Here is a 25,914-nt window from a genome sequence, read left to right on the forward strand (position 1 = left end):
ATCAGCAATGGACTTGGCGCGCTGAGTGGCTAGTTGATCGCAGTCAGGGTTTGAGTTGGGGGTGAACAAATTGCTTGAAAGGTCGTTTGCTTCAGCCACCGAAGCTCCCGCATCTATCATCCGTAGGTAGTCTACAGCGCGAACAAAAGTCCGCCCTCGCTGCACTACGTGACGCACTACGAAGAATGCAACTACCGTCAGTCCAAAGATCCACATGTGACACCCGTAAATATCCATTTTTTAGATAACTGAATTATGGATATAAGTGCTTGCACCATCTGACAAGGGTGGAATGCGGTGAATGCCAAAGACGCTAGGTGATAAAAGGCACGACGCACTCGTTGCATATATCAAAACATGCAGGTTGGCCGCAGGACTGAACCAAGCCGAAGTTGCCCAACGTTTGGGTGTATACCAGTCACACGTAGCGCGCATCGAGAGCGGGCAGCGACGTATCGACGTTATTGAGCTGATCAGACTTGGAGAAGCGCTTGGATTTGACCCAGCAGAGGCGGTCCGTAACCTTTCGGAACTCAAGGCATAATGCTGCGATAAAATTTTTCGAGGGGGGTATCTACCCTATCCGCGCGGCCAGCTTCCCCCGTAGGGCCTGCCCTGAGCAAGCCGCTAGGGCCAGCCCGAGCTTAGCCGCTAGAGCCTATAGGGCCAGCGCTGAGAGCGATCTGAGGGTCGGGTGGGGCCCATGCCTAGGGATACACCCATCGCCTGCCTTGTGCTTGATCTGAGCAAGCCTGCCCTGCCCGCCCTATCTGTCTCTTTTCTGCCCTGCCCTGACTTGTGTGCCCCCTTCAGAGAGAAAGCCCGATTTGCCCTGTTTTGAGCTGTATCTGTCTCAAAAAAGAGCGGAGCTCAGCCCCGGCGCTAGCCCAATAGCAGCCCATAGAGCTAGAGCAGGTCAGCCCTAGGCCGGTGAATGCAGGCATAGAGACGCCCAGAGAGCTAGTTGAGAGCTAGCCCGAGAGATGGAGATGAGATTAGAGGCTCAGTAGGTAGGACCGCATTAAGGCTATAGATGATCCCTGCATCTAATAAGCTGGATTCAGCTCAGAGCCGGGATAGAACTAGCCCTATGCATGTCAAATGAACAGTAATGCCGTCGGGTTTAGAATAGACTTCCTGTTCAAGTTAATTCTGCTTGCAGTTCGCTCTAGTGTGACACAAAGTGGGACACGCAAGCAAACCACACGCTTGATAGCCAAATCCTTTCAGTGGCTTAGAGAAATGGTAGCGAGTCCGGTACTCGCCTCCACGATTTTCCTAAAATCCATCCCATCCCGGCCCGCAACGGCAGCACTGCTTCGGCGTGCGATTTTTCACGGACTTCCGGACATTTTTCCCATCCGGAACGCCCTACCCCGATCACTCCTCAATCCGCGCCCGCAGCGCGCGCAGCGTCTGCGGACCGAAGGCACCGTCCAGGGCACCGGTGTAGAGCCCGTCATTGCGCAATATTTTCTGCACCGCGATGCGGGTATGCGGTGACAGTTGGTTGGGGTTTCCCAGCAGGATATTCTGCGCGTGATCCGATCCCATCGCCAGACCCGCCATCAGGTTGGCCGCCGCTTCCTCGGGGTCGTAAGGCACGCCCTGGCCGTTGTCGTAAAGCACCCCGAGATTGGCCATCGCTTCGCCGCTGCCGTGATCGGCGGCGGCCTGATACCATTCGGCAGCGGCTTGGGCGTTATAGGGCACGCCCTCGGCGTTCAGGTGCATCGAGGCGGCGAAATGCATGGCGACGACATTTCCGGCCCGCCCGCCGTTTTCGAACCATTTCAGCGCCTCTGCGGGGTTCTTGGCAACGGATTGGCCGTTCTTGTAGAGCGCAGCAAGGATCGCCATCGCCTGACCGCTGCCCAGCTCCGCCCCCTTTTGCGCCGCCTGGAACGCATCGGCATACTGGCCCGCCTTGTGATAGCCACGGGCGATCTGGGCATAGAACCGGGCGGTATCGGGCCATTGTTCGATATCCGCGCGGCATTCGGCGATCACCGCCTGTTCGTCCAGATCGCTATAGGCGATGCCGAGATTAGGCCCCGGGCGATCGGGATCGAGCGGGGTCGCCGCGACCCGGTCGCAATCCTGCACCTCGTCGGTCACCCGCGGGGCCTGCGCGACCGGTTCCGGCGCCGGTCGCGCCGCCGGGACATAGCATTCCCACCAGCTCAGGCAGCGCGGGTCGCTCAGGTAATCGGGGCGCGGCGCGGCAGTGCGGGCCGCGTTCGACCAGCGCGCGGCATCGCCGCCGCCATTTTCTTCGTAGAATTCCGCCAGCTGCCGCATGGCCCCGGCATGACCGGCCTGCGCCGCCCGGAGCCAGTAATTTTCGGCCTTGCCCTTATCGGCGGCGATAATCCCGTCCTCGCCATCCTCGTAGATGTCGCCGAGAATGAACATCGCCTCCAGATGGCCAGCCGCCGCTGCCGCTTCGAGCCATTTCACCAACTCGGTCATACTGGCACTGACGCCGATGCCGTCCTCATGCAGCAGCGCCAGGATATACATCGCCTGCGCGTTTCCGGCGGCAGCAGCCAGAAAGAAGGAGCTCGCCGCGGCGCCCTGATCGACCGGAACACCCCGCCCGGCCATACGGATCAGCCCCAGCCGCAGCATGGCCTGCGCATCGCCCATGCCGGCGGCGCGTTCGTGCCAGCCGATCGCGGTGGCGTCGTCACGTTCCACCCCGCGCCCGAACCCGTAAAGCGCACCAAGCGCCGTCATCGCGCCCACATGCCCCATATCGACCGCCTTGCGATAGAGATCCGCCGCGCGGACATGGTCCGACGGATTGTCCGACAGCGCCAGCTGCCGCGCGCCGAGATAAAGCGTCTCCGCCTCGGGCGGCACCGTCTGCGGTGCCTCCTCAGCCTCGGCAACCGGGGCCGGTTCGGGGCTGGCCGTTTTCTCCTCGGCCACCGCTTCGGTTTCGATCCGGGCGGTATAGCCGATCTGGGGCGCGCCGGTCGGCGGGCTGTCCGGCGCGGCGATGGCGACGCCGTCGGCATAGCTTTCCACCGTCCAGGGCGTTGAAATCGCGGTCAGGCCCAGGCCGGGAATATCGGCCAGCAGCCGCACCGAATCGCCCGGCGCAACCGGGGTGTTGTCGGGCAGCGTGATAAAGACCCGCGCGCCGTCCCCGACCCGGGACACCCGGCCTTCGACCTGATCGGCATATCCCGGCAGGGCGAAGCTCAGCACCCCGGACAGCGCCAGGGCCACGGTTAGGCTATTACGCAACTTCATGTATCTTCTCCCCTCCCGGGCACCCGGCCCCGATAAATCCTGCCCACGTCATTGCGAAGCCCCCTCTTCCCGGATGCACGAAAAGGCCAGTGTCATCGGCCCCTTCTTCGGGTCCGTGACGGTGAGGGCGCATTGCTCCCCCTGCCGGGAAATTGCCAGCGTCTTGAGGATTTCGCGGAACATCAGGGCGATCTTGCTCACTTCCTGGCCGATGATGCCGCCACTGCTTTCGGACCCAGCCCCGTCGTCCTCCATCGATTTCAGCGCGGAGGGATGCAGCCGCAAAACGTTGTCTGCACCGTTTGCCATCGGCAGCTTGATGACCTCCTTGAGCGCGCCGTCCTTTTCCGTCGACCAGGTCAGGATCAGGATGCCCTGCTCCTGCGCGATTTCCATCAAGCCGCGAATCTCGGTGGTCTTGCCGCTGTCGCTTGTATGGGTTCCGGCAACCCGCCAGCGTCCGATCCAGCCGCCGCCATCGCCCTCGGGTTCGGGCTGGGCCGTGTCCTCTTGCGGCGCTGGAGCCTCATCGCCGCCCTGCACCGGCATCACGATCAGCATGTTCACCACCGTTCCCTTGGGCTGCGGCGATCCGATGGCGGGAACGGTCGACTGCACCATGCCAGGCACTTCATCGTCCTTGGCGGGATTGCCGGGGCTGATCGACCCGGCGACGAAGAAGTCATCCGCCTCGATCATCGACGTCGCGACCGCCGGGGGCTTGCCGCTCACCGTCGGGATGGGGCGTGTTTCGGCCTCGTCGTCGCCCTCACCCTCGTCGTCGCCTTCGTCACCCGCTTCATCGCCCCCCTCTTCGCCGGGCTGCTGAGCGCGCAGCCCATAGACCAGCGGCTGCACCGTGGTGAACATTTCCTGTTCGCTTTCCGCCTCGGGGATGCTGCCGTAGATTTCGCCGGGTTCCTTGCCCTCGGGCGGCGGATCGCCTGCCGCCGGGTCGCCGGGGGTAAGCCCGGCGGCGCTCAGGATGCCCCGCGCCTTGGCGATATCCGGTCCCGCGATTGTCGGGACTTTGACCATCGGGCGCGGGCCGTATTTGGTCATCACCACCTCGGTCAGCGGCGGCAGCATGTCGCCTTCGTCATGGGTGGCGTGATAGATGTACTCGGGCTTGTATTCGATCTTGTTGGCCGCCAGCCCCTTCTTGACCACCGGTGTCAGCCCGGCATCCGAAACCGCCTCCTTGGCGGCGGTCTCGGTCAGGCCCAGGACCTCGGGCATCTCGACCAGTTCCTCCTCTTCCTCGGGGAACTTGTCGAGCACGGCCAGCTTCACCCCGGTCCAGATCCGCGCGCTGCTGCCCGGCTTGGGATCGCTTTTCACCACCGTGCCCGGGGTCTGGCCCTCTTTCGGTTCGACCATTTCCGGCTTGCCCGAAATCACCAGTTCCGCGTCGTTCAGCATCCCCGCCGCCGTCGCCAGCGATTGGCCCACGATTTCCGGCACGGTGGTTTTGCGGCAATGGGGCAGCGGGGCGAATTTGTCTAGCGTCTCCATCAGGACCGGCTGGTCGACGGGTTTGCAGCCATCCTCGGTCACCAGCACGATCGGGTCGGCCTGGACCTTGCTTTTCAGCGCCGCGATCCGGCTGAACCCTTCGCCCTCGCGGCAAGTGTTGAACAGGGTGCGGATCTGGCTCACCTCACCCCACCATTCCGACGATTTGCGGCTGGCGACCAGGTAGAGTTCCTGTTCCACCGCTTCGGGCTGACCGTTCAGCCCGGCCAGCGGCCCGCGGAAAAACGACGCCCGGCAGGCGCCGGTCTTGTCGCTCAGCAGGTTGCGCAATTCGCCGATCGCGTAACAGGCCGCCGGGCCGTCCAGCGCCTGCCGCGTCCGTTCGAGCTGCCGGGCGTAATCCGCCTGTTCCTTTTCGAATTGCCAGGTCAGCCGTTCGAGCGCCTTGTCCTTCTTTTCCAGCTCGTCGAAGTTCTTCACGTAGTCCAGCACTTCGTTCTTCGCGTCGACAAGGTCGCGCTTCATGCTGCGCTGCTGGTTGCGTAAAAGCACCATGGCGGGATCGTCACCGATCAGGTCCTGCCCCATCACTTCCCAGTTGCGGTAGATGCTGGAAACGATCTCCTGTTCGAGAAGCCGGTATTCATGCCCCAGGGCGCGGCATTCCCTGTCGGCCAGCTTGATGGCGCGATCCAACGCGGTCCGCGCCAGCCCGTAGCGGCATTCCTTGACGTATTGGTCGTATTCTTCCAGCACCACGGGAAGTTCGCCGTAGAAATAGATACTGACATCGCGCCAGCTCTGTTCCATCGCAGCCTTCATCGCCTCGGAAAAGGATTTCGCCTCGGACATGCGTTCCAGGCTCGCCGCCGAGAATTCGACGAAGGCCTTGGTGACCTTTGCCGCATCCGGATCGGCGAATTCCTTGATATTGCCGGCAAACCCGGCCCAGTCCTTCACCGCGAAACCCGCGTCGATCCTGCCGCGCCAGTTGTCTTTTTCACTGCTCGACAAACTGTCCGAGGCCTCGACATAGGCTTTCATCAGGCATTTCACGCCATCGGATTTCAGCTCGGACGCGGTATAGGGCGCCAGATAGACCCCCGCCGGGGTCAGCGATCCGGCGCCAAGCGCCATGTATTTGATCAGTTGCGTCGTGGTCATGTTTTCGCTGACACAGGTATCGAAGGCCTTGCCCCCGACACGGACCCAGAACGGATCGAGCTGGATCGAATAGGACGGCGGCAGGCAGTCGTGCCCGTCCTCCTTCACCTTATCCATCTGGTCCTGAAAATCGTAATCCGGCTGAAAGCCCACACGTTCAGCGAACCCCGGAAGCGCGGCCAGCCAGAGCATGATCGCAGCAATCACCATGACGGCGGCCCGGTTCAGAAGGCGGGGGATTGGGACCAATTTCGAAAGCAGGGACATCGCGAATATCTCATGACCGCGCCGGACCGCCGCACTGCCGGGGGTATCCCCGGAAACCTTTGGCTCAGCGTAAAAAATCGTTGCACCGACGATGCTTCGGCCCCGGGGGTGGCAACAATGACATAGGTCAACAAACCGCGCCTTGTGCCGAAGGCCAAGCCGATCCAGACCGCCCCGGTTCAGAACGGCCAGAGCAGCGGCACCAGCAGCAACACGATCGCCACCGACACCGCCGTCAGCGGCACCCCGGCCAGCACGAAATCGCGCAGCCGGTAATGGCCCTTGCCGTACACCAGCAGCAGCGCCGGTTCGAGCGGCGCGATGAAGGACAGGGACGCCGACAGGGTGACGATCACCGCCAGCGGCCGCGGATCGATGCCAAGCCCGTCGGCAATCGCCACCGCGACCGGCAGCACGGTCAGCGCGGCGGCGGCGTTCGACAGCGCCTGGGTCAGCAGGATCGTCAGCAGCGACAGCATGATCAGGACGGCAGTCTGCCCCAGCGGCGCGACATGGCGCAGGATGCCCCCGGCCAGCCAATCCGCCGCCCCGGTCTGCAGCATGGCAAGGCCAAGGCTCGACATGCCGCCGATCAGGATCAGGATGTGCCAGGACACCTTGGAAAAGGCATCGCGCAGGGTGAAGCGCCCGGCCAGGATCAGCGCCATCACCGCGCTCAGCAGCGCCACACCCATCGGCAACAGCCCCAGCGACGACACGATGATCGCCGCAAACAGCGCGACCAGCGTGTACCAGCCCTCCCTGCGGCTGGGCGCGACCTGTTCGGACCGCCCCGACAGGTAGATATCGACATCGTCGTCGATGCGTTCCATCCCCTCGGCATTGCCCGCCAGCGACAGGATATCGCCCGCCCGCAACCGCATCAGCCCGATCCGGGCGGTGCGGTCATAGCCCGCGCGCCGCACCCCGATCACCGACACGTCCGGGGCCAGCCGGCGCCGCATCCCCGCCACCGACAGCCCGGTCCAGCGCGATCCGGGCAGCAGGATCGCCTCCGCCGTGACCTCTACCGGGGCGCCTTCGGCCACCCCGTCGAGCTGAAAACGTTCGTCCGCCGCCAGCCGTGACAGGGCGGCGGCGGAGGCGTGGACAAGGATATGATCCCCCGCGTGGAGCTTGCGGCGGGCATGCGCCGCGACCCGCCCCGTTTCGATATCGATGGCCAGGGCCGTGGCACCGAGATCGGCCAGCGCCAGATCGCTGAACGCCGCCCCATCCGCCTTGCCTTCGGCCACGACGATGAGATCGGCGAGGAACTGATCTTCGCGCAAGACCCGCCCGACGCCGCGTTCGCGTTCGGGGATGAAGTGATTGCCCAGCAGCACCACGGTGACGATCCCGGCCCCGGTCACCGCGAACCCGACCCAGAAGAATTCGAACATGCCGAACGGTTCCAGCCCCATCCGCGTGATCACCCCGCTGGCCGCGATATTGGCCGAGGTGCCGATCAGCGTCGCGCAGCCGCCCATCATCGACGCGAAAGCCATCGGCATCATGAACCGCCCCGGGCTGACCTTGGCCTTGTCCGCCGCATCGCCCGCGATGGGCATCATCACGGCGGTGGTGCTGGTGTTGCTGAACACCATCGACAGCGCCGCCGAAGAGGCCATCAACCGCGCCACGATGGCCGCGGGCGCCCGGCCGCCGCGCCCGGCCAGCCAGGCCGACAGCCCGCTCATGGCGCCCGATTCCGACAAGCGCCGCGACAGGATCATCACGCAGGCCAGCACCACGATGGCTTCGCTGGAAAAACCCTGGAACGCTTCCTCCACCGTCATCACGCCGCTGGCGGCCAGCAGCAGGACCAGGCTCAGGGAGGTGACTTCGGGCGGCACGATTTCGGTCACCAGCAGCGCCGCGGCGGCGATGAAAAGCAGCAGAACGAAAGCGATTTCAACTGTCACGGCGCGCGCCTCTCCTGCCCGGGGTTTGCCCCATGGTGCGGATTGGCGCGGATTTGTCCATGACCTCTTCGACGTCAAGGACAGGAAAGCCGCACCGTGCTGGGGGCCGCACCTGCCGGGCCTTTTCAATCCCGCAGGCGCTGCTAGGGTGCCGCCATGAGCTTCAAATCATCCGCTATCGCGCTTGGTCTTCTGCTGCTGATCCTGCCGGTCATCCTGCCCGCCCCGGCGGGGATGCCCGATGCGGCGTGGCTGGCCGCCGGGCTGGCCCTGACCATGGCCGCCTGGTGGCTGTCCGAGGCCCTGCCGCTGTCGGTAACCGCCCTGCTGCCGCTGGCCGCCGCACCGCTTCTGGGCATTTCCGGCATCGCCGAGGTATCGGCGCATTACAGCAATCCGCTGATCATCCTGTTCCTTGGCGGCTTCCTTCTGGCCCGGGCGATCGAACGCTGCGGGCTGCACCGGCGGCTGGCCATCGCGCTGCTGGGCGCCGCAGGCAAGCGGCCGACGCATATCCTGGCCGCGGTGATGGCGACCACCGCCTTTCTCAGCCTGTGGATCAGCAACACCGCCTCGACCATGGTGATCGCGCCGATTGCCGCCGCCATCGCCGCGTCGCAGCCCGACCGGCCGCGTTTCGGCACCGCGCTGATGCTGGGGGTGGCATTCGCCGCCACCATCGGCGGGATGGGATCGCTGATCGGCACCCCGCCCAACGCGATCTTCGCCGCCCATGTCAATTCCGCCTACGGGATCGAGATCGGGTTCGCGCAATGGGCGGCCATCGGGGTTCCGGTGTCGCTGGTGCTGCTGGCGGCGGCCTGGCTGGTGCTGTCGCGGCTCACCCCGGGGCTGCGGGCCGAGGAGCTGAGCCTGTCCTTCGGCAATCAGGACGGACCGATGAGCGTGGCGGAAAAGCGCGTCGCGGTGATCGCCGCGCTGACCGCGCTGGCCTGGATCGCCCGGCCACTGCTGGAATGGCTGCTGCCGTCACTGGTGCTGTCGGATGCGGGCATCGCGATGCTGGCGGCGATGGCGCTGTTCATCTCCCCTGACGGCAAGGACGGCAGGCTGCTGGACTGGGACACCGCGGCGGGGCTTCGCTGGGACGTGCTGATCCTGTTCGGCGGCGGGCTGGCCCTGGCCGGGACGCTGGATCAGACCGGGCTGGCGGGATGGATCGGCGGCAAGATCGACACCATCGATCACTTACCGCAAATCCTGCTGCTGCTGGTGATCGCAGCGCTGATCGTCTATGTCGGCGAATTAGCCAGCAACACTGCGATGGCGGCGATTTTCCTGCCCATCGCGGGGGCGGCAGCGGCGACGCTGGGGGCCGATCCGGTGATCTTCATGCTGCCGGTTGCGCTGTCCGCCTCGGTGGGCTTCATGCTGCCGGTGGCCACGCCGCCCAACGCCATCGTGTTCAGCAACCCCTCGGTGACGCGCGGCGACATGCTGCGCGCGGGCGCTCTGCTGGACGTGATCGGGATCGCGGTGGCGGTGGCGGCGGGCGTTGTGCTGGCCCCGGTCTTCTTCGGCTGAACCTTATCCGCCGACGTCAGGCGTCGCCCGGTGGATGTCGCCGGTATCCAGAACCGGCGAGGCATCGATATCCTCGGCATCCAGCATCGAGGCGACCCGTTCCAGCGACGCCACCAGCATCGCCTGTTCCCAGTCCTCCATCGCGGAAAACTTGCGCACGAAGCGCTGCTGTAGCGGATCGGGCGCGTCGCGCAGCGTCTGCTGCCCCTTGTCGGTCAGCACGATATTGGTCTGCCGACGGTCGACCGAGGATTTTTCCCGGCTGACCAGCCCCTGCTTGACCAGCTTGTCGACCAGCGAGGTCACGGTGGCCTGCGACACCCGCATGCGCTGCGAAATCTCTTTCGCTGTGGTCAGCCCCTTTTCGCCTACGATCTGCAGTACGCGGAACTGAACCGCCGTCACGCCGGAAGACTGGGCCAGTTCCCGCCCGAACAATTCTGTCGCCCGCATGATGCGGCGAAGTGCAATCAGACTGACGTCAACGCGATCCATGACACGCCCCTAAGATAGAACTGCGAAAGGATAGAAACAGTTCCTTCGCACATCAACACAATAATAATTTAGTATTTCGAAGTATAAAAAGGCGGAATTCTGCAGTTTTTCCAAGCAAAACAAGGGGTATTGACCCATTTTTAGTTAGGCTGTTGAATTTTTTGGAAGCAGGTGTTATTTAGCCTCTCGAAGCAATAAAGGAGCCAGTTCACGCAATGCGACACACACGGAGTCCAGAAGGCAAAGCACTCCCGACTCTCCGAGAGCCCCGCGCAGAAGACGGCGCGGATATCTGGGGGCTCGTGCGCAGCTGCAAACCGCTCGATGAGAACTCCATGTATTGCAACCTGATCCAGTGCGATCACTTCCGCGAAACCTGCGTGGTGGCCGAGCTGGACGGCGAAATCACCGGTTGGATTTCCGGCTACATCCTGCCCTACGATCCCGAGACGCTGTTCATCTGGCAGGTCGCCGTCGCCAAAACTGCGCGTGGCATGGGGCTGGGCAACGCGATGCTGCAAAGCATCCTCGGCCGTGACGCCTGCGACACTGTCCGCCGGGTCCAGACTACGATCACCAGCGACAATGACGCGTCCTGGTCGCTGTTCCGCAAATTCGCGCGCGTCAGGGAGGCGGAGATCGACTCAGCCCCTTATTTCACCCAGGCCCTGCACTTCCGCGATCTTCACGCGACCGAAAACATGGTCACGATCACCCTGAAGCAGCAGATGCGCGCCGCCGCCTGATCATGTGGCGCCAGCCGGCCCTCACCTTTCCCATCAAGTTACCCGAAGGAAGTCATATGTTGACGTCTCCGTCCGACCCCACCGTATTCCAGCGCCGCGAATCCGAGGCGCGTTCCTATTGCCGCGGCTTCGACGCCGTCTTTTCCCAGGCGGCCGGTTCCGAACTGATCGACGCCGACGGCAACCGCTACATCGATTTCCTGGCCGGTTGTTCGTCGCTGAACTACGGCCATAACGACCCGGATATGAAACAGGCACTGATCGATCATATCGCAGGTGACGGGATCGCCCACGGTCTGGACCTGCATACCGAGGTCAAGGCCCGGTTCCTGACCGCGTTCGAAACGCACATCCTGAAGCCGCGCAACATGGACCACCGGGTGATGTTCACCGGCCCGACCGGCGCCAACGCCGTCGAGGCGGCGATGAAGCTGGCCCGCAAGGTCACCGGCCGCACCAACATCGTCGCCTTCACCAACGGTTTCCACGGCGTTACCCAAGGCGCGCTGTCGGCCACCGGCAACGGCTATCACCGTGGCGGCGCGGGCATCGTCCTGGCAGGCGTGACCCGCCTGCCCTTCGAGGGCTACATGGGGTCGGATATCGACACCGCTTTGATGCTGGAAAAGATGCTGGGCGACCCGTCCTCGGGCGTGGAGCCGCCCGCCGCGATCATGTTCGAAACCATCCAGGGCGAAGGCGGGCTGAACGCCGCCAGCGCCGAATGGGTCCGCCGTGTCGCCAGGATCGCCAAGGACCACGGCGCACTGCTGATCATCGACGATGTGCAGGCCGGGTGCGGCCGCGCCGGCAGCTTCTTTTCCTTCGAAGACTTCGGCGTGATGCCCGATATCGTCACCATGGCGAAATCCATCTCGGGCTTCGGCCTGCCGATGGCGCTGATGCTGGTGCGCCCGGAACACGACAAGTTCGGCCCGGCCGAACATAACGGCACCTTCCGGGGCAACACCCACGCCTTCGTCACCGCCCGGATCGCGATCGAAAAATTCTGGGCCGATGACAGCTTCCAGGAGCAGCTGAAGCAGAAGGAACGGATAATCCTGTCGGGTCTGGCCGCCATTTCCGAAATGGTGCCGGGCGCGCGGCTGAAGGGCCGCGGGCTGATGCGCGGCGTCGATGTCGGATCGGGCGATCTGGCCGCCGCGATCTGCCGCCGCGCCTATGACAACGGGCTGGTGATCGAAACCTCGGGTCCGAACGACGAGGTGGTCAAGATCCTGGCCCCTCTCACCACCCCCGACACCGTGCTGCGCAAGGGGCTGAACATCCTGATGGATGCCGTGCGCGACACCGTAACAGACATGAAATTCGCAGCGGAGTAACGCAAATGATCGTCAGAGACTTCAACAAGATCGTTCAGGATGAACGCGACCGTGTCGTATCGGACGCACAATGGACCAGCGTGCGGATGCTGCTGGCCGATGACGGGATGGGCTTTTCCTTCCACATCACCTTCCTGCAGGAAGGGTCGGAACACACGTTCGAATACAAGAACCATTTCGAAAGCGTCTATTGCATGCAGGGCAAGGGGTCGATCACCGACCTGGCCACCGGCGAAACCCACCATATCGAACCGGGCGTCATGTATGCGCTGAACGAACACGACCGCCACATCCTGCGTGCCGAGGAAGAACTGGTGATGGCCTGCGTCTTCAATCCCCCGGTCACCGGCACCGAGGTGCACCGCGAAGACGGGTCCTACGCCCCGGCCGAGGACCTGGCGGAGCAACCGGCGGAGTAATCCGGAGTTATCCCATGACCCATACCGTTGAAAAAATCGGCGGCACCTCCATGTCGCGGATCGATACTTTGCGCGACACCCTGTTCATCGGCACCCGCGAGGGCGACGCGCTTTACGGCCGCGTCTTCGTGGTGTCGGCCTTTGGCGGCATCACCAACCTGCTGCTGGAACACAAGAAAACCGGCGAGGCCGGGGTTTACGCGCTGTTCGCCAACGCCGATTCCGATCATGGCTGGCACGAAGCGCTGGACCGGGTGTCGGCGGCGATGATCGAGGCCCACGACGCGGTTCTCGATCACGATGCCGACCGTGAACGCGCCACGCAATTCGTGCAGGAACGCATCGAGGGCGCGCGCAACTGCCTGATCGACCTGCAGCGCCTGTGTTCCTACGGCCATTTCCGGCTTGCCGAACACATGCTGCAAATCCGCGAATTGCTGTCCGGCCTGGGCGAGGCGCATTCGGCGATGGTCACCACGTTGATGCTGCAACGCCACGGCGTGAACGCGCGGCTGGTCGACCTGTCCGGCTGGCGCGACGACGGCGAGGTGACGCTGGACGAACGGATCAATTCGGCGATGGCGGGCATCGATCCGGGTGTCGAAATGCCGATCGTGACCGGTTACGCCCAATGCGCCGAAGGCCTGATGCGCGAATATGACCGCGGCTATTCCGAAGTGACCTTTTCGCGGCTCGCCGCGCTGACCGGCGCGCACGAAGCGATCATCCACAAGGAATTTCACCTGTCCTCGGCCGATCCGAACCTGGTTGGTCAGGACAACGTGCGCAAGCTGGGCCGGACCAATTACGACGTGGCCGACCAGCTGTCCAACATGGGGATGGAGGCGATCCACCCCAAGGCGGCGAAAACCCTGCGCCAGGCCGAGGTGCCGCTGCGCGTCACCAATGCGTTCGATCCGGGCGACCCGGGCACTTTGATCGACGACCAGCCGGCCGAGGCGCCCGAGGTGGAAATCGTCACCGGGCTGAACATCATCGCGCTGGAACTGTTCGAACAGGATATGGTGGGGGTCAAGGGCTATGACGCCGCGATCCTCGACGTGCTGACCCGTCACGACGTGCGCATCGTGTCGAAAGTGTCGAACGCCAACACGATCACCCATTACCTCGACACCTCGCTGAAAGCGATGCGGCGGGTCGAAAAGGATCTGGCCGAACGCTATCCGCAGGCGACCATTACCAGCCGCAAGCTGGCGCTGGCCTCGGTCATCGGGCGCGATCTGAGCGGGCTGTCGGTGCTGACCCGGGGGCTGCAGGCGATTGCCGAAAACGGCATGGAAGCGGTCGGCGCAAGCCAGGGGCCACGAAATGTCGACACCCAGTTCATTGTCGAACGCGATGACCTGAAACCGGTGATCAAGGCGCTGCACGACGCCTTCATCGTGACCCCGAAAAAGGCCCTGCGCAAGGCCGCATGACCCCGGGCCTCGCGGTGGAACCGGACCAAAAGCCCGCGCCCCCATCGACGGTGCGCGGGCTTTTCCTTTGAGGCGACTTTCGGAACCGGGATTGATCCGCCCCATCCTTCTGCTATCTAATGATCAGCCTGAGGCACGGAAAAATCTCATGATTCAGTACTCTTTGAAATGTGCGCAAGACCACCGGTTCGACAGCTGGTTCCAATCCGCCGAAGCCTTCGACAAGCTGAAAGCCGCCGGGATGGTCACCTGCAGCATCTGCGGCTGCAGCGATGTGCAAAAGGCGATCATGGCACCGCGCGTGCGCCCGTCGCGCACAGCGCAACCGGCACAATCCGACGCCGCACCCGAAGACCAGCCGCAACCGCCCGCCAGGCTCAGCGAACCGGCTAGCGTGGCCGAACAGGCGCTGTCGGAACTCAAGCGCGAGATCGAGAAGAATTCCGAATATGTCGGCGACAAATTCGTCCGCGAAGCCCGCGCCATGCACGAAGGCGACGCGCCCGAACGGGCGATCTATGGCGAGGCGAAGCTGGAAGAGGCCAAGCAGCTGATCGAGGACGGGGTGCCCGTCACCCCCCTGCCCTTCCGCCCCGGCCGCAAAACCAATTGACAGAAGAAAACCTATCTGGGACCAAAGGTCTCAACCGCAAGTAGCGAGAGGCATTCCCATGCATGTCATCATCACCGGCGCCAATCGCGGGATCGGCCATCAGCTTTTTTCCAATTACCGCGATCAGGGCCACGAGGTGACCGGTACCGCGCGCGCGGGCGACGCCTACCTGCCGCTGGATGTGACCAAGCCCGATCAATTCGCCGGACTGGCGCAGGCGATGGACGGCAAACCGGCCGACCTGCTGATCTGCAATGCCGGGGTGTACCTCGACAAGGGGCAATCGCTGGCCGGGGGCTATCCGGCGGAAATGTGGGCCGAAAGCTTCGCCGCCAATGTCACCGGCGTGTTCCTGACGGTCCAGACGCTGCTGCCCAACCTGCAGATGACACCCGGGGCAAAAATCGCGATCATCTCGTCGCAGATGGCGTCGCACACGCGCGCGCCGGGCGGCAGCTATATCTACCGCGCCTCCAAGGCGGCGGTGCTGAACCTGGGCCGCAACCTGGCGGCCGACCTGAAGGGGCTGGATATTTCGGTGGGCATCTACCACCCCGGCTGGGTGAAAACCGACATGGGCGGCGAGGCGGCCGATATCACGGTGGAGGAAGCCGCCAGCGGGTTGATGGATCGCTTCACCGAACTGGGCCCCGAAACGACCGGCTGTTTCCGCACCTGGGACGGGCGCGATCACGCCTATTGAGGCTGTGACGCGCGGCTGGCTCTAACAGCCGAAAGGTCAGTATTTCAGACACAAATAGGCGATCCTACTCCGCCCCGCCCCTTCTAATCCTCTTGCCCTTGGCCCCCGCTTTGCATAAACCCGGCGCGATTGAAGGGACCAAGGAAAACCATGCCCGTTCTCGTGATGAAATTCGGCGGCACCTCCGTCGCCACGCTCGACCGGATCAAACGCGCCGCCAAGCGGGTGGGGCTGGAAGTGGCCAAGGGCTATGACGTGATCGTCATCGTGTCGGCCATGTCCGGCAAGACCAACGAACTGGTCGGCTGGGTCAACGAAACCTCGCCGCTTTACGACGCGCGTGAATACGATGCCGTCGTGTCCTCCGGCGAAAACGTCACCGCCGGTCTGATGGCGCTGACGCTGCAGGAAATGGGCGTGCCGGCGCGCAGTTGGCAGGGCTGGCAGGTGCCGGTGAAAACCACCGACGCCCACGCCAATGCCCGGATCGAGGAGATCCCGCCGGAAAACATCACCGCCAAGTTCGGCGAGGGCATGAAGGTGGCCGTGGTCGCCGGGTTCCAGGGCATCAGCCCCGAGGGCCGCATCACCACGCTGGGCCGCGGCGGGTCGGACACCACGGCGGTGGCCTTCGCCGCCGCTTTCGACGCGGAACGCTGCGATATCTATACCGACGTGGACGGGGTTTATACCACCGACCCGCGGATCAGCTCGAAGGCCCGCAAGCTGCACAAGATTTCCTTCGAGGAAATGCTCGAACTGGCCTCGCTCGGTGCGAAGGTCCTGCAAACCCGATCCGTCGAACTGGCGATGCGCTACAAGGTCAAGCTGCGCGTGCTGAGCTCGTTCGAAGAACCGTCTGATGAGGCAGGCACGCTTGTCTGCGCCGAGGAGGAATCCATGGAAAACCGCCCTGTATCCGGCATCGCCTATTCGCGCGATGAAGCTAAGATGACCCTCATCTCGGTCGCCGACCGCCCGGGCATCGCCGCCGCCATCTTCGGGCCGCTGTCCGACGCCGGCGTCAATGTCGACATGATCATCCAGAACATCGCCGAGGAAGGCCGCACCGACATGACCTTTTCCTGCCCCACCGATCAGGTGCTGCGGGCCGAAAAGGCGCTGAACGAAGCCAAGGACCGCGGCGACATCAATTTCCACGAACTGGTCGCGGATACCGATGTTTGCAAGGTCTCCGCGGTGGGCATCGGCATGCGGTCGCAGTCGGGCGTCGCCGCCAAGATGTTCAAGACACTCTCGGATGAGGGTATCAACATCAAGGTCATTGCAACTTCCGAGATAAAAATTTCCGTCCTGATCGATCGGAAATACTTGGAACTTGCCGTCCAGTCGCTGCATGATGCGTTTGAACTGGATAAAGCGGCCTGAACCGATGCGCCCGCCCGAGGGTCGGCGTACGAGGTGACCGGTCGTGCCGAAACGGGTTGATGTTGGATAATGGACGGAACCGAAACGGAAAGCCGTAAACTGCTGCGCCGTCTGCGCGATGCGATGGCCGAAGACCGCGCCGGCCAGGCGCGGCTGGACAACATCACCCACCTGATCGCCGATTCGATGGGCACCGAAGTGTGCTCAGTCTACCTGTTCCGCGACGCCGAAACGCTGGAACTCTGCGCCACCGAGGGCCTGAAGCCCGAGGCGGTGCACGAAACCCGGATGAAGGTGGGCGAAGGGCTTGTCGGCCGGGTCGCCAAATCCGGAAACGTGGTTAACGAAGCCGACGCGCCCTCCGCCAAGGGGTTCCGCTACATGCCCGAAACCGGGGAGGAGATTTATTCCTCCTTCCTCGGCGTGCCGGTGCAGCGGCTGGGCGAAATGCTCGGCGTGCTGGTGGTGCAGTCGAAACAGGCACGCGAATTTTCCGCCGACGAGGTCTATGCGCTGGAAGTCGTCGCCATGGTTCTGGCCGAGATGACCGAACTGGGCGCCTTCGTCGGTGAAGGTGCGGCGCTGTCCGCGCGACACCAGCAATCGGTGCTGCTCCGCGGCACCACCGGGCAGGAAGGCGCCGCCGAGGGCCATGTCTGGCTGCACGAACCGCGCGTGGTGGTGACCAACCCGATCGCCGAGGACCCGCATAAGGAACTGACCCGGCTGCACGAAGCGGTGGATACCCTGCGCATCGGCGTCGATCAGATGCTCGCCGGGGCCTCGGGCGGGGATGCCGAACAGGTGCAGGTGCTCGAAGCCTACCGGATGTTCGCCAATTCCAAGGGCTGGATGCGGCGGATGGAAGAAGACATCAGCCGCGGGCTGTCGGCCGAGGCGGCTGTGGAAAAGGAACAATCCACCGCCCGCGCCCGGCTGAGCCAGGTCACCGACGCCTATCTGCGCGACCGGTTGCACGATCTCGACGACCTTTCGAACCGGCTGCTGCGCATCCTGACCGGGCAAGGGACGAATACCGGGGCGGAAATGCCCACCGACCCGATCCTGATCGCGCGCAATATCGGCCCGGCGGAACTGCTCGATTACGGACGGTCGCTGAAAGGCATCGTGCTGGAGGAAGGATCGGTCGGCAGCCACGCCGCCATCGTGGCGCGCGCGCTGGCGATCCCGCTGGTCATCCACGCCCAGGGGTTGGTGACCGAGGCGCTGAACGGCGACCACATCATGGTCGATGGCGATCAGGGCATCGTGCACCTGCGCCCCGACGACACCGTCGTCGCCGCCTTCCGCGACAAGATCGCGATGCAGGCCAAGGCGCAGGAACGCTATGCCTCGATCCGTGACAAGCCCGCGCTGACCAAATGCGGCAAGACGATCACGCTGAAGATGAATGCCGGTCTGATGGCCGACCTGCCGTCGCTGGAAGGCTCCGGCGCCGAAGGCGTGGGCCTGTTCCGCACCGAATTGCAATTCCTGGTGCGCAACCAGATGCCGAAACGGTCGGAACTGTCGGCGCTTTACGCCAAGGTTCTGGATGCCGCCAAGGGCAAGCGTGTGGTGTTCCGCACGCTGGATATCGGGTCGGACAAGGTGTTGCCCTACATGAAGCCGCACGACGAACCCAACCCGGCGCTTGGCTGGCGCGCCATCCGGGTCGGGCTGGACAAGCCGGGCGTGATGCGGATGCAGTTGCAGGCGCTGCTGCGCGCGGCGAATGGCCGGCCGCTGTCGATCATGTTCCCCTTCGTCGCGCAATACGAAGAATTCATCGCCGCCAAGGCCGAGATGAACAAGGCGCTGGAACGCGAACGCATCCTCGGCCATCCGCTGCCGGAAAAGCTGGAAGTGGGTGCGATGCTGGAAACGCCGTCGCTCGCCTTCGCGCCGGACAAGTTCTACGAAGAGGTCGATTTCCTGTCGATCGGTGGTAACGACCTGAAGCAGTTCTTCTTCGCCGCGGACCGGGAAAACGAACGGGTGCGGCGGCGCTACGACACGCTGAATGTCAGCTTCCTGACCTTCCTCGAAGGGATCGTGAAACGCTGCGACGCCTCCGGCACCGCGTTGAGCTTCTGCGGCGAAGACGCCGGCCGCCCGGTCGAGGCGGTCTGCCTTGCCGCGATGGGGATACGCACCCTGTCGATGCGCCCGGCCTCGATCGGGCCGGTCAAGAACATCCTGCGCAATGTCGATCTGGACGGTCTGCGCCGGGTGATCGAGGATGCCGGACGGCGCGGCGAACAATCGGTGCGCACCTCCGCGCTGGACTATCTGCGCAACCAGGCCTGAGCGCTCAGCTCAACCGCACCGGCATCGACAGCGGCCCGCGAAAGGCCCATCCGCCAAAGGGTGCCGCGCCCGCCAGCGCCATATCCGGGAACCGCTCGAACAGCATCGGCAGCGCCACTTCGGCGATCAGGCAGCGCGAGGCCCAGGCCCCGGCGCAGAAATGCGGCCCGGCGCCAAATGAAATCGCCGCCGCGATATCCTGCGTCGGGTCGAAGATATCGGGGCGCGCGAATACCGTTTCGTCCCGGTTGCCCGATCCGAACATGAAAAACAGCCGGTCCTCGGGGTCCAGACGCACCCCGTCCAGGTCGTATTCCTGCGCGATGCGGCGCGGCGACATGCCGATCGGGCTGATCCAGCGGGCGTATTCCTCGAACACTTGCAGCCAGGTGATGTCGCCCGCCCGCGCGGCGCGCAACCACTCGGGATGTGTCAGCAAAGCCCAGGCCGCCCCGGCGATGGCGTCGCGCGGTTCGTTCTGCCCGCCCGAGATCGCCAGTTTCACGTTGGCGCGCATCTGCGCCTCATCCATCCCCGCCTGCAGCTGCACCGCGATCAGCGACGTATCGGGGGCGTCCCGCAACGCCGCAATCCGCTGATCGATATGGCGGTCGATCGAGGCGGTGCAATCGTTGCACGTCGCCATCACCGCCGGGTCGCCCGCGTAATTGGCGCAGCCGTCGATCATGCCCTGGCTGACCCTATCCATTTCGCGCCAGTCCATGTTGGTCAGCCCGGTGATGGATTTCAGCGCCTCGGCGCTGACCTCCATCGCGAAATCCTTCACCAGGTCGGCCCGGTCCTGCCCCGCCAGCCGGTCCAGCGCCCGCGCGGTGGCGGTTTCAAACTGGGCCTTCCACACGTTTTTCACCGTCTTCGGCGACACGGTGGGGAAAATCGCGCGGCGTTCGCGCATGTGATCCTCGCCATCCTTGCGCATCATGTTCTGCCCCATCAGGACGGTCATCAACCCCTCGGGCTGGTCGGAGGAAAACACCTCGATCTTCTTTTCGTTGGTAAAGATGTCGTCGCGCCGGGTGATCAGCGTGGCGCCCAGCTGCGGCACGAAGCAGATCGGCGCCTCGGCCCGCATCCGCGCCAGATCGGGATAGGGATCGGCCCAGAAGGCGGCGGGATCGATTTCGTAAACCGGTGCGTTGGACATTTGATTTCCTCCCGCCCCAGATTGGGACAGGGGCCGCGCCCCGGCAAGGGATTTGAAACCGCCCTAGCCTTGGGAAATCCACGGCCGGACCCTGGCGCGCAATTCCTCGACCAGATCGGCCTGCGGCGTATCCGCCTCGATCGCCAGGCGGCGCAAGCGGAAATGCACATGCGCCATGTCCTGGTAATAGCTGGTATAGGCGTAATTCGTCGCCGCGCCCGCCATCGCTCCCAGCACCGGCACCGTCTGCGCCGCCAGCTTCTGGCCCAGCACATGCGCCAGGCGCGGCGCGACCTTGGAGATCAAGGCCTGTACGGTGGCACCATTCATGGTCAAGCGGGTGGTCAGAAAGGCCGTGTCGGCCCCGTCATCATGATCCAGCGGCCCGGCAGAGGCGAAGACGCGGATGCAGTCGAATTGCACGTTTTCCGCCGCCGGATCGAAGCCCTGTTCGGCCGCCACGCCCTGGATCGCGCGCAGCAGGATGGTGGTGGTCACCGGCAATTCCGCCAGCGCAGACGGCAAGCCGCCGAAACCGCCCGCCGCGCCCATCGCCGTGGTCACCGTGGTGGTCAGCCATCCCGGCTGATCCCCGATCAGCCCGCGCGACCGGTGCGCCGCCTTCATCGACAGGCTCAGCGCCTTTTCGGTCGCCCCGTCCAGATTGCTGCGTACGGATTCCGGCAGCCGGTCCAGCAGCTGTTCGGCCTGCCCGCCGATCATGTTGAGCACCTGAATGCCGACGCCCCCGGCCCCGCGATAACGTGCAGCCAGAGCGTCAAGCTCCGTTTCCAGATCAAGCAATTCGGTCGATGCGTTTTCAATCAGCATGGGGGTTTCCGTTTCTATCCTACATTAGAAATGGCCATCTCCCCGGCAGATTCAAGCGTCGATGCGGGTGACCTCGCCCCTCACGCCGTCCCAGGCGCCGTCGCGCAACGCGTATCCCAGCACCCGGTCGGGGTTGGTCGGCGGCGGCATGATCACGCCCTCGAGCTTTTCGAATCCGAAGCGGCGGTAATAGGGCGCATCGCCCACCAGCATCACCCTGTCCCAGCCCTCGGCCCGGCCCCGTTCCAGGCTGGACTGGATCAGCAGCCCGCCCAGGCCCTCGCCCTGCCGCGTCGGGTGCACCGCCACCGGCCCCAGCAGAAGCGCGGGCGTGCCGCCGACCAGCACCGGCCAGAACCGGATCGCGCCGGCCAGGATGCCGTTTTCGTCGCGCGCCACCAGCGACAGCCCCTTGACCGGATCGACCCCGTCGCGCAAGCGATAGGAGGACAAAGCGGTCCGTCCGGGCGCGAAGCACAGATCATAAAGCGCCTCGACTTCCCACCAATCCTCGGCTGTTTCTGGTTTCAGCGTGTACAAGGGCGCCTCGATTTTTTCCTGCCCGCATTTGACTTTCGGGTGGAAACGCCCCTAGCACGACGCTAGGTCTGACACAAACCACAAAGGGCCGCCGCGAACAGGAGACGATCGGGCAGATGTTTTATGAACCGAAAGACGGACACGGGTTGCCGCACAATCCGTTCAACGCCATCGTGACACCGCGCCCGATCGGGTGGATTTCCACCCGCAGCAGCGACGGGCATGACAACTTGGCGCCCTATTCCTTCTTCAACGCGATCGCCTACACCCCGCCGCAGGTGATGTTCAGCTCCACCGGGCACAAGCCCGATCAGCCCGACAGCAAGGACAGCGTCGCCAATATCCGCGACACCGGCGTCTTCGCGGTCAATGTGGTGTCCTATGAGCTGCGCGACGCGATGAATGCCAGCTCCGCCACCCTGCCCGCCTCGACCGACGAATTCGCCCATGCCGGGCTGGAAAAGGCCGACTGCCGCACCATTCCCTGTTCCTATGTCGCCGCCGCCCCGGCGGTGCTGGAATGCAAGCTTTACAAGATCGTGGAACTGGCCGGTGAAGCCAACCGCATGGTGATCGGCGAAGTGACCGGCGTGCATCTGCGCGACGATTGCATGAAGGACGGGGTTTTCGACGTCACCACGTTCCAACCGCTGGCCCGGCTGGGCTATCGCGACTATTCCGTGGTCAAGGACCTGTTTTCGCTGTCGCGTCCCGACGACTAAGGCGCTGACGGCTTGCCACCCGGGCAAGGCCGCGTAATCTGACCCGGGATCAACAGGGGATACAGGCACATGGACACTTATATCGGCGTCATCGGCGGATCTGGCATCTACGACATCGACGGGCTGGAACAGGCGGAATGGACCACCGTGACCGGCCCCTGGGGCGCGCCGTCGGACCAGATCCTGACCGGCATCTACGAGGGCGTGAAAATGGCCTTCCTGCCGCGTCACGGCCGCGGCCACGTGCATTCGCCCTCCACCGTGCCCTACCGCGCCAATATCGACGCGCTGAAACGGCTGGGCGTGACGGACGTGATTTCGGTGTCCGCCTGCGGGTCGTTCCGCGAAGAAATGGCGCCGGGTGATTTCGTCATCGTCGATCAGTTCATCGACCGCACCTTCGCGCGCGAAAAAAGCTTCTTCGGCACCGGCTGCGTCGCCCATGTCAGCGTCGCCCACCCGACCTGCCCGCGCCTGTCCGACGCGTGCTATACCGCCGCCAAGGATGCCGGGATCACCGTGCACAAGGGCGGCACCTACCTGGCAATGGAAGGGCCGCAGTTCTCGTCGCTGGCGGAATCCAAGCTCTACCGTGAAAACTGGGACTGCGACGTGATCGGCATGACCAACATGCCCGAGGCGAAATTGGCCCGCGAGGCCGAACTTTGCTATGCTTCCGTCGCGATGATCACCGATTACGACAGCTGGCACCCGCATCACGGCGAAGTGGATATCAGCGACATCATCGCCACGCTGACCGGCAATGCCGACAAGGGCCGCAACCTGGTGAAGCGCCTGCCCGCGCTGCTGGGGGCCGAGCGCGACGCCTGCCCGCATGGCTGCGACCGGGCGCTGGAATATGCCATCCTCACCGCGCCTGACGCCCGCGACCCGGCGGTAGTGGCCAAGCTCGACGCGGTGGCGGGACGGGTTCTGTAAACCATCCGCAATAGCCCCAAACGACAAAGGCCCCTCAACGGGACCTTTTTCACCTCTGCGCCGGATCGCGGGCCGCTATTCGGAATTTTCCTTCATGAACTCCCGGATGAAGCGGCGGATTTCGCGGGCGGCGCTGGTGTCGAGCTCCTTGCACAGCTCGACGAAGGCGTCGCGTTCTTCCTTGTCCAGCCGCAGAACCAGCTGGCTGTCCTTCTTGTGAGACTTCTTCCCGTCTTTCTTCGGCACGCTTCATCCCCGCAGCGCTTGAATTTTCCGCATATACCGTGTATATACATATTACAGCAACAAGCTGCACAGTTAGATATCTGCGGCATTACAGGCGAAAAGGAAAGACAAAATGAACCTTGTTTCAGCCAAAAGCATGCTTGTTCGCGACCGCATGGATTGGCGCAAGCCGCACGTTCCGTGGTTGTCCAACAAGTTCTACCGGTTTTTCACGGATTTCCGGAAATAACCCATCGACGCCGCCGTTTCGGGCGGCGTCGGTCGTTTCGCCCCCTTGAAACCGCGCCCCGGCCTTGTCAAACGGGGCATGAGAAACGTTTCAAGGAAAGGCCGTCCCATGGGGCAGACCCAAAAAACCGTCAAGGATTACATCCGCACCATCGTCGACTTCCCGCATGAGGGGATCATGTTCCGCGACGTGACCACGCTGTTCGCCGATCCGCGCGGGTTCCGCATGGCGGTGGACCAGATGCTGCACCCCTATGCCGGGCGGCGCATCGACAAGGTGGTCGGGCTGGAAGCGCGCGGCTTCATCCTGGGCGGCGCGGTGGCGCATCAGCTGGGCACCGGCTTCGTGCCGATCCGCAAGAAAGGCAAGCTGCCGCACACCACGATTTCTCAGGAATACCAGCTGGAATACGGCGAGGCGATCGTCGAGATCCACGATGACGCGATCGAGGCGGGTGAAACCATCCTGCTGGTCGACGACCTGCTGGCCACCGGCGGTACCGCCGAGGCCGGCATCAAGCTGGTCGAACGGCTGGGCGGGCAGATCGTCGGCTGCGCCTTCGTGGTCGACCTGCCGGAACTGGGCGGCCGCAAGCGGCTGGAGGGCATGGGCATGGATGTGCATGCGCTGTGCGCCTTCGAGGGGCTGTGACGCCGACGTGAGGCCGGGATTGGGGGCCAGCCCCCAAACCCCCGGGATATTTCTGAACAGAAGAAGGATCAGGCGCGCAATACGGCGCCCGGGTTCATGATGCCGTTCGGGTCGAAGGCGGTCTTGATGGCGCGCATCATCTGCAGCTTGACCGGGTCGCCGTAGCGTTCCAGATCCTCCACCTTCAGCCGCCCCAGCCCGTGTTCGGCGCTGAACGACCCGCCGAATTCATGCACCAGGTCATGCACCGCGCGCTGCACCGTATCGCGGGCGCCAGGGTAATCGGTCTTGTGCCGCCCCTTGGCCGGGAAGACGTTGTAATGCAGGTTGCCGTCGCCCAGGTGGCCGAAGCAGTTGAGGCGGAAATCGCCCATGCCCTGCAGGATGGCATCGCCCCTTTCGATGAAGTCGGGGATGGCGCTGAGCGGCAGCGAGATGTCATGCGAGCTGATCGAGCCGATCAGGCGGTTGGCCTCGGGGATCTGTTCGCGGACTTCCCAGAACTCGTGGCGCTGCTGTTCGGACTGGGCGATCAGCCCGTCCGAGACCAGACCCTCTTCCAGTCCGGCGGCGAACAGCGTTTCCAGCGCTTCGGCCGGGTCGAGGCCACGGGCAAGCCCGACATCGATCAGCACCATCCAGTGCGGGTTTTCCGGGAAAGGGCGGCGCAGCTGCGGCAGTTTTTCGGCCAGGAAATCGAGCCCGGTGCCGTGCATCAGCTCGAAGGCCGACACGCCTTCGCCCATGTGATCGCGCGCCAGTGACAGCAGCGACAGCGCGGCGGCGGGGCTTTCCACCACCATCAGCGCGGTGCCTTCGCCCGCCGGGCGCGGCGCCAGTTTCAGCGCGGCGGCGGTGATGACGCCCAGGGAGCCCTCGGCCCCGATAAGAAGGTCGCGCAGGTCGTAGCCGGTATTGTCCTTCCTGAGCCGAGTGAGCCCGTTCAGGATGCGCCCGTCGGGCAGCACCGCCTCGATCCCCAGGGTCAACTCGCGCGTGTTGCCGTAGCGCAGCACGTTGACGCCGCCCGCGTTGGTGGACAGGCAACCGCCGATCCGCGCCGATCCCTTTGCGGCGATGGTCATCGGGAACAGCCGGTCGACCGCTTCGGCGGCAGAGTGGACATCCTGCAGGATCGCGCCTGCCTCGGCCACCAGCACGTTTTCTTCCGGGTAGACGGCGCGGATCGCCGTCATCCGTTCCAGCGACAGCAGTAGCGGTGCGGGGCCGTCGGTCATGATCTGGCCACCGACCAGCCCGGTGCCGCCACCATAGGGGATAACGCCGATCCGGGCGGCGTTGGCCGCGCGCAGCACCACGGCCACCTGATCGGCGCTTTCGGGTGCGATGACGGCCCCGGCCTGGCCCTGCCAGTGGCCGCGCGGTTCTTCGAGATAGCGCGGCTCGATGGGGCGGAAGCAGCGTTCGGGGATATCCGTGCGCAGCGTGTCGAGAAAGGCGGGGGTTACCGGGGTCAGGGTCATGGCGACAGGATT

22 protein-coding genes are annotated in these 25,914 nt (G+C 64.1%); 13 read left to right on the forward strand and 9 right to left on the reverse strand.

The genetic code is table 11. From position 1 onward, the window contains the following. Positions 1-301 precede the first annotated feature (301 nt). Positions 302-544 carry a helix-turn-helix domain-containing protein gene (locus tag GR167_RS05875; RefSeq protein ID WP_090270951.1) on the forward strand — a complete coding sequence of 81 codons (243 nt, stop codon included), beginning with the start codon at positions 302-304 and terminating at the stop codon, positions 542-544. 836 nt (positions 545-1,380) lie between these two features. Here the strand turns inward: GR167_RS05875 and GR167_RS05880 are convergent. The 3 genes from GR167_RS05880 to GR167_RS05890 all read right to left on the reverse strand — a co-directional run bounded on the left by GR167_RS05880 (position 1,381) and on the right by GR167_RS05890 (position 8,093). Next, positions 1,381-3,261: a sel1 repeat family protein gene (locus GR167_RS05880; protein ID WP_160972488.1), complete on the reverse strand. Its 1,881-nt coding sequence runs from the start codon at positions 3,259-3,261 to the stop codon at positions 1,381-1,383. A 48-nt stretch (positions 3,262-3,309) separates the two neighbouring features. After that, positions 3,310-6,111 carry a Stk1 family PASTA domain-containing Ser/Thr kinase gene (locus tag GR167_RS05885; protein ID WP_160972489.1) on the reverse strand — a complete coding sequence of 934 codons (2,802 nt, stop codon included), beginning with the start codon at positions 6,109-6,111 and terminating at the stop codon, positions 3,310-3,312. Positions 6,112-6,347: 236 nt separating this feature from the next. After that, positions 6,348-8,093 (reverse strand): SLC13 family permease, encoded by a 1,746-nt coding sequence (locus tag GR167_RS05890; RefSeq protein WP_160972490.1) that lies wholly within the window; start codon positions 8,091-8,093, stop codon positions 6,348-6,350. A gap of 156 nt (positions 8,094-8,249) precedes the next feature. On the opposite strand from GR167_RS05890, the gene GR167_RS05895 reads away from it, so the two are divergent. Continuing rightward, positions 8,250-9,638, forward strand: coding sequence for an SLC13 family permease (locus GR167_RS05895; RefSeq protein WP_160972491.1), 1,389 nt, complete (start codon positions 8,250-8,252; stop codon positions 9,636-9,638). Between the two features lie 3 nt (positions 9,639-9,641). Here GR167_RS05895 and GR167_RS05900 read toward each other — a convergent pair whose 3' ends face one another. After that, positions 9,642-10,133 carry a MarR family winged helix-turn-helix transcriptional regulator gene (locus tag GR167_RS05900; protein WP_160972492.1) on the reverse strand — a complete coding sequence of 164 codons (492 nt, stop codon included), beginning with the start codon at positions 10,131-10,133 and terminating at the stop codon, positions 9,642-9,644. Between the two features lie 215 nt (positions 10,134-10,348). Here GR167_RS05900 and ectA point away from each other — a divergent pair, with 215 nt between their 5' ends. From ectA to ptsP, 8 genes are all read left to right on the forward strand, one after another. Further along, positions 10,349-10,879 (forward strand): diaminobutyrate acetyltransferase, encoded by a 531-nt coding sequence (gene ectA, locus GR167_RS05905; protein ID WP_160972493.1) that lies wholly within the window; start codon positions 10,349-10,351, stop codon positions 10,877-10,879. Positions 10,880-10,935: 56 nt separating this feature from the next. Further along, positions 10,936-12,222 carry a diaminobutyrate--2-oxoglutarate transaminase gene (gene ectB / locus GR167_RS05910; protein WP_160972494.1) on the forward strand — a complete coding sequence of 429 codons (1,287 nt, stop codon included), beginning with the start codon at positions 10,936-10,938 and terminating at the stop codon, positions 12,220-12,222. Positions 12,223-12,227: 5 nt separating this feature from the next. Beyond that, positions 12,228-12,641: an ectoine synthase gene (locus GR167_RS05915; RefSeq protein WP_160972495.1), complete on the forward strand. Its 414-nt coding sequence runs from the start codon at positions 12,228-12,230 to the stop codon at positions 12,639-12,641. Positions 12,642-12,655: 14 nt separating this feature from the next. Next, positions 12,656-14,080, forward strand: a complete 1,425-nt coding sequence (locus tag GR167_RS05920; protein ID WP_160972496.1) for an aspartate kinase — start codon at positions 12,656-12,658, stop codon at positions 14,078-14,080. Between the two features lie 148 nt (positions 14,081-14,228). Next, the gene (locus tag GR167_RS05925) at positions 14,229-14,693 is read left to right on the forward strand and encodes a DUF1178 family protein (RefSeq protein WP_160972497.1); all 465 of its coding nucleotides are present in this window, start codon (positions 14,229-14,231) and stop codon (positions 14,691-14,693) included. A 58-nt stretch (positions 14,694-14,751) separates the two neighbouring features. Beyond that, positions 14,752-15,396, forward strand: a complete 645-nt coding sequence (locus GR167_RS05930; RefSeq protein WP_160972498.1) for an SDR family NAD(P)-dependent oxidoreductase — start codon at positions 14,752-14,754, stop codon at positions 15,394-15,396. A gap of 150 nt (positions 15,397-15,546) precedes the next feature. Then, a complete protein-coding gene (locus GR167_RS05935) occupies positions 15,547-16,785 on the forward strand; it encodes an aspartate kinase (RefSeq protein WP_160972499.1) in 1,239 nt (412 codons plus the stop codon). Positions 16,786-16,854: 69 nt separating this feature from the next. After that, complete coding sequence (ptsP, locus tag GR167_RS05940) at positions 16,855-19,095, forward strand: phosphoenolpyruvate--protein phosphotransferase (protein ID WP_212769835.1); 2,241 nt, start codon at positions 16,855-16,857, stop codon at positions 19,093-19,095. 4 nt (positions 19,096-19,099) lie between these two features. Here ptsP and GR167_RS05945 read toward each other — a convergent pair whose 3' ends face one another. The 3 genes from GR167_RS05945 to GR167_RS05955 form a co-directional block, all read right to left on the reverse strand. After that, positions 19,100-20,260 carry a cytochrome P450 gene (locus GR167_RS05945; protein WP_160972500.1) on the reverse strand — a complete coding sequence of 387 codons (1,161 nt, stop codon included), beginning with the start codon at positions 20,258-20,260 and terminating at the stop codon, positions 19,100-19,102. A gap of 63 nt (positions 20,261-20,323) precedes the next feature. Continuing rightward, the gene (locus GR167_RS05950; RefSeq protein WP_160972501.1) at positions 20,324-21,091 is read right to left on the reverse strand and encodes an EcsC family protein; all 768 of its coding nucleotides are present in this window, start codon (positions 21,089-21,091) and stop codon (positions 20,324-20,326) included. A gap of 51 nt (positions 21,092-21,142) precedes the next feature. Continuing rightward, entirely contained in the window at positions 21,143-21,631 is a 489-nt protein-coding gene (locus tag GR167_RS05955) for a GNAT family N-acetyltransferase (protein WP_160972502.1), read from the reverse strand. 116 nt (positions 21,632-21,747) lie between these two features. Between GR167_RS05955 and GR167_RS05960 the strand changes: the two genes are divergently transcribed. Continuing rightward, complete coding sequence (locus tag GR167_RS05960) at positions 21,748-22,353, forward strand: flavin reductase family protein (RefSeq protein WP_160972503.1); 606 nt, start codon at positions 21,748-21,750, stop codon at positions 22,351-22,353. Between the two features lie 69 nt (positions 22,354-22,422). Beyond that, positions 22,423-23,292: an S-methyl-5'-thioadenosine phosphorylase gene (locus tag GR167_RS05965; protein WP_160972504.1), complete on the forward strand. Its 870-nt coding sequence runs from the start codon at positions 22,423-22,425 to the stop codon at positions 23,290-23,292. Positions 23,293-23,367: 75 nt separating this feature from the next. On the opposite strand, the gene GR167_RS20110 is transcribed toward GR167_RS05965, so the two are convergent. Next, entirely contained in the window at positions 23,368-23,538 is a 171-nt protein-coding gene (locus GR167_RS20110; protein ID WP_212769872.1) for a hypothetical protein, read from the reverse strand. A gap of 337 nt (positions 23,539-23,875) precedes the next feature. Here GR167_RS20110 and GR167_RS05970 point away from each other — a divergent pair, with 337 nt between their 5' ends. Continuing rightward, a complete protein-coding gene (locus tag GR167_RS05970) occupies positions 23,876-24,418 on the forward strand; it encodes an adenine phosphoribosyltransferase (RefSeq protein WP_160972505.1) in 543 nt (180 codons plus the stop codon). Between the two features lie 68 nt (positions 24,419-24,486). On the opposite strand, the gene GR167_RS05975 is transcribed toward GR167_RS05970, so the two are convergent. Beyond that, positions 24,487-25,902: an FAD-binding oxidoreductase gene (locus tag GR167_RS05975; protein WP_160972506.1), complete on the reverse strand. Its 1,416-nt coding sequence runs from the start codon at positions 25,900-25,902 to the stop codon at positions 24,487-24,489. Between the last annotated feature and the right edge of the window lie 12 nt (positions 25,903-25,914).

The sequence above is a fragment of the Thalassovita mangrovi genome (assembly GCF_009857745.1).
In the GTDB taxonomy this organism is placed as follows: Bacteria; Pseudomonadota; Alphaproteobacteria; order Rhodobacterales; family Rhodobacteraceae; genus Thalassobius; species Thalassobius mangrovi.

What these genes read in the sequence shown, in the direction of transcription:
- GR167_RS05875 (WP_090270951.1), top strand. Translation starts at nt 302, where the DNA reads ATGCCAAAGACGCTAGGTGATAAAAGGCACGACGCACTCGTTGCATAT.
- GR167_RS05880 (WP_160972488.1), bottom strand. Translation starts at nt 3,261, where the DNA reads ATGAAGTTGCGTAATAGCCTAACCGTGGCCCTGGCGCTGTCCGGGGTG.
- GR167_RS05885 (WP_160972489.1), bottom strand. Translation starts at nt 6,111, where the DNA reads ATGGTGATTGCTGCGATCATGCTCTGGCTGGCCGCGCTTCCGGGGTTC.
- GR167_RS05895 (WP_160972491.1), top strand. Translation starts at nt 8,250, where the DNA reads ATGAGCTTCAAATCATCCGCTATCGCGCTTGGTCTTCTGCTGCTGATC.
- GR167_RS05900 (WP_160972492.1), bottom strand. Translation starts at nt 10,133, where the DNA reads ATGGATCGCGTTGACGTCAGTCTGATTGCACTTCGCCGCATCATGCGG.
- ectA (WP_160972493.1), top strand. Translation starts at nt 10,349, where the DNA reads ATGCGACACACACGGAGTCCAGAAGGCAAAGCACTCCCGACTCTCCGA.
- ectB (WP_160972494.1), top strand. Translation starts at nt 10,936, where the DNA reads ATGTTGACGTCTCCGTCCGACCCCACCGTATTCCAGCGCCGCGAATCC.
- GR167_RS05915 (WP_160972495.1), top strand. Translation starts at nt 12,228, where the DNA reads ATGATCGTCAGAGACTTCAACAAGATCGTTCAGGATGAACGCGACCGT.
- GR167_RS05920 (WP_160972496.1), top strand. Translation starts at nt 12,656, where the DNA reads ATGACCCATACCGTTGAAAAAATCGGCGGCACCTCCATGTCGCGGATC.
- GR167_RS05925 (WP_160972497.1), top strand. Translation starts at nt 14,229, where the DNA reads ATGATTCAGTACTCTTTGAAATGTGCGCAAGACCACCGGTTCGACAGC.
- GR167_RS05930 (WP_160972498.1), top strand. Translation starts at nt 14,752, where the DNA reads ATGCATGTCATCATCACCGGCGCCAATCGCGGGATCGGCCATCAGCTT.
- GR167_RS05935 (WP_160972499.1), top strand. Translation starts at nt 15,547, where the DNA reads ATGCCCGTTCTCGTGATGAAATTCGGCGGCACCTCCGTCGCCACGCTC.
- ptsP (WP_212769835.1), top strand. Translation starts at nt 16,855, where the DNA reads ATGGACGGAACCGAAACGGAAAGCCGTAAACTGCTGCGCCGTCTGCGC.
- GR167_RS05945 (WP_160972500.1), bottom strand. Translation starts at nt 20,260, where the DNA reads ATGTCCAACGCACCGGTTTACGAAATCGATCCCGCCGCCTTCTGGGCC.
- GR167_RS05950 (WP_160972501.1), bottom strand. Translation starts at nt 21,091, where the DNA reads ATGCTGATTGAAAACGCATCGACCGAATTGCTTGATCTGGAAACGGAG.
- GR167_RS05960 (WP_160972503.1), top strand. Translation starts at nt 21,748, where the DNA reads ATGTTTTATGAACCGAAAGACGGACACGGGTTGCCGCACAATCCGTTC.
- GR167_RS05965 (WP_160972504.1), top strand. Translation starts at nt 22,423, where the DNA reads ATGGACACTTATATCGGCGTCATCGGCGGATCTGGCATCTACGACATC.
- GR167_RS05970 (WP_160972505.1), top strand. Translation starts at nt 23,876, where the DNA reads ATGGGGCAGACCCAAAAAACCGTCAAGGATTACATCCGCACCATCGTC.
- GR167_RS05975 (WP_160972506.1), bottom strand. Translation starts at nt 25,902, where the DNA reads ATGACCCTGACCCCGGTAACCCCCGCCTTTCTCGACACGCTGCGCACG.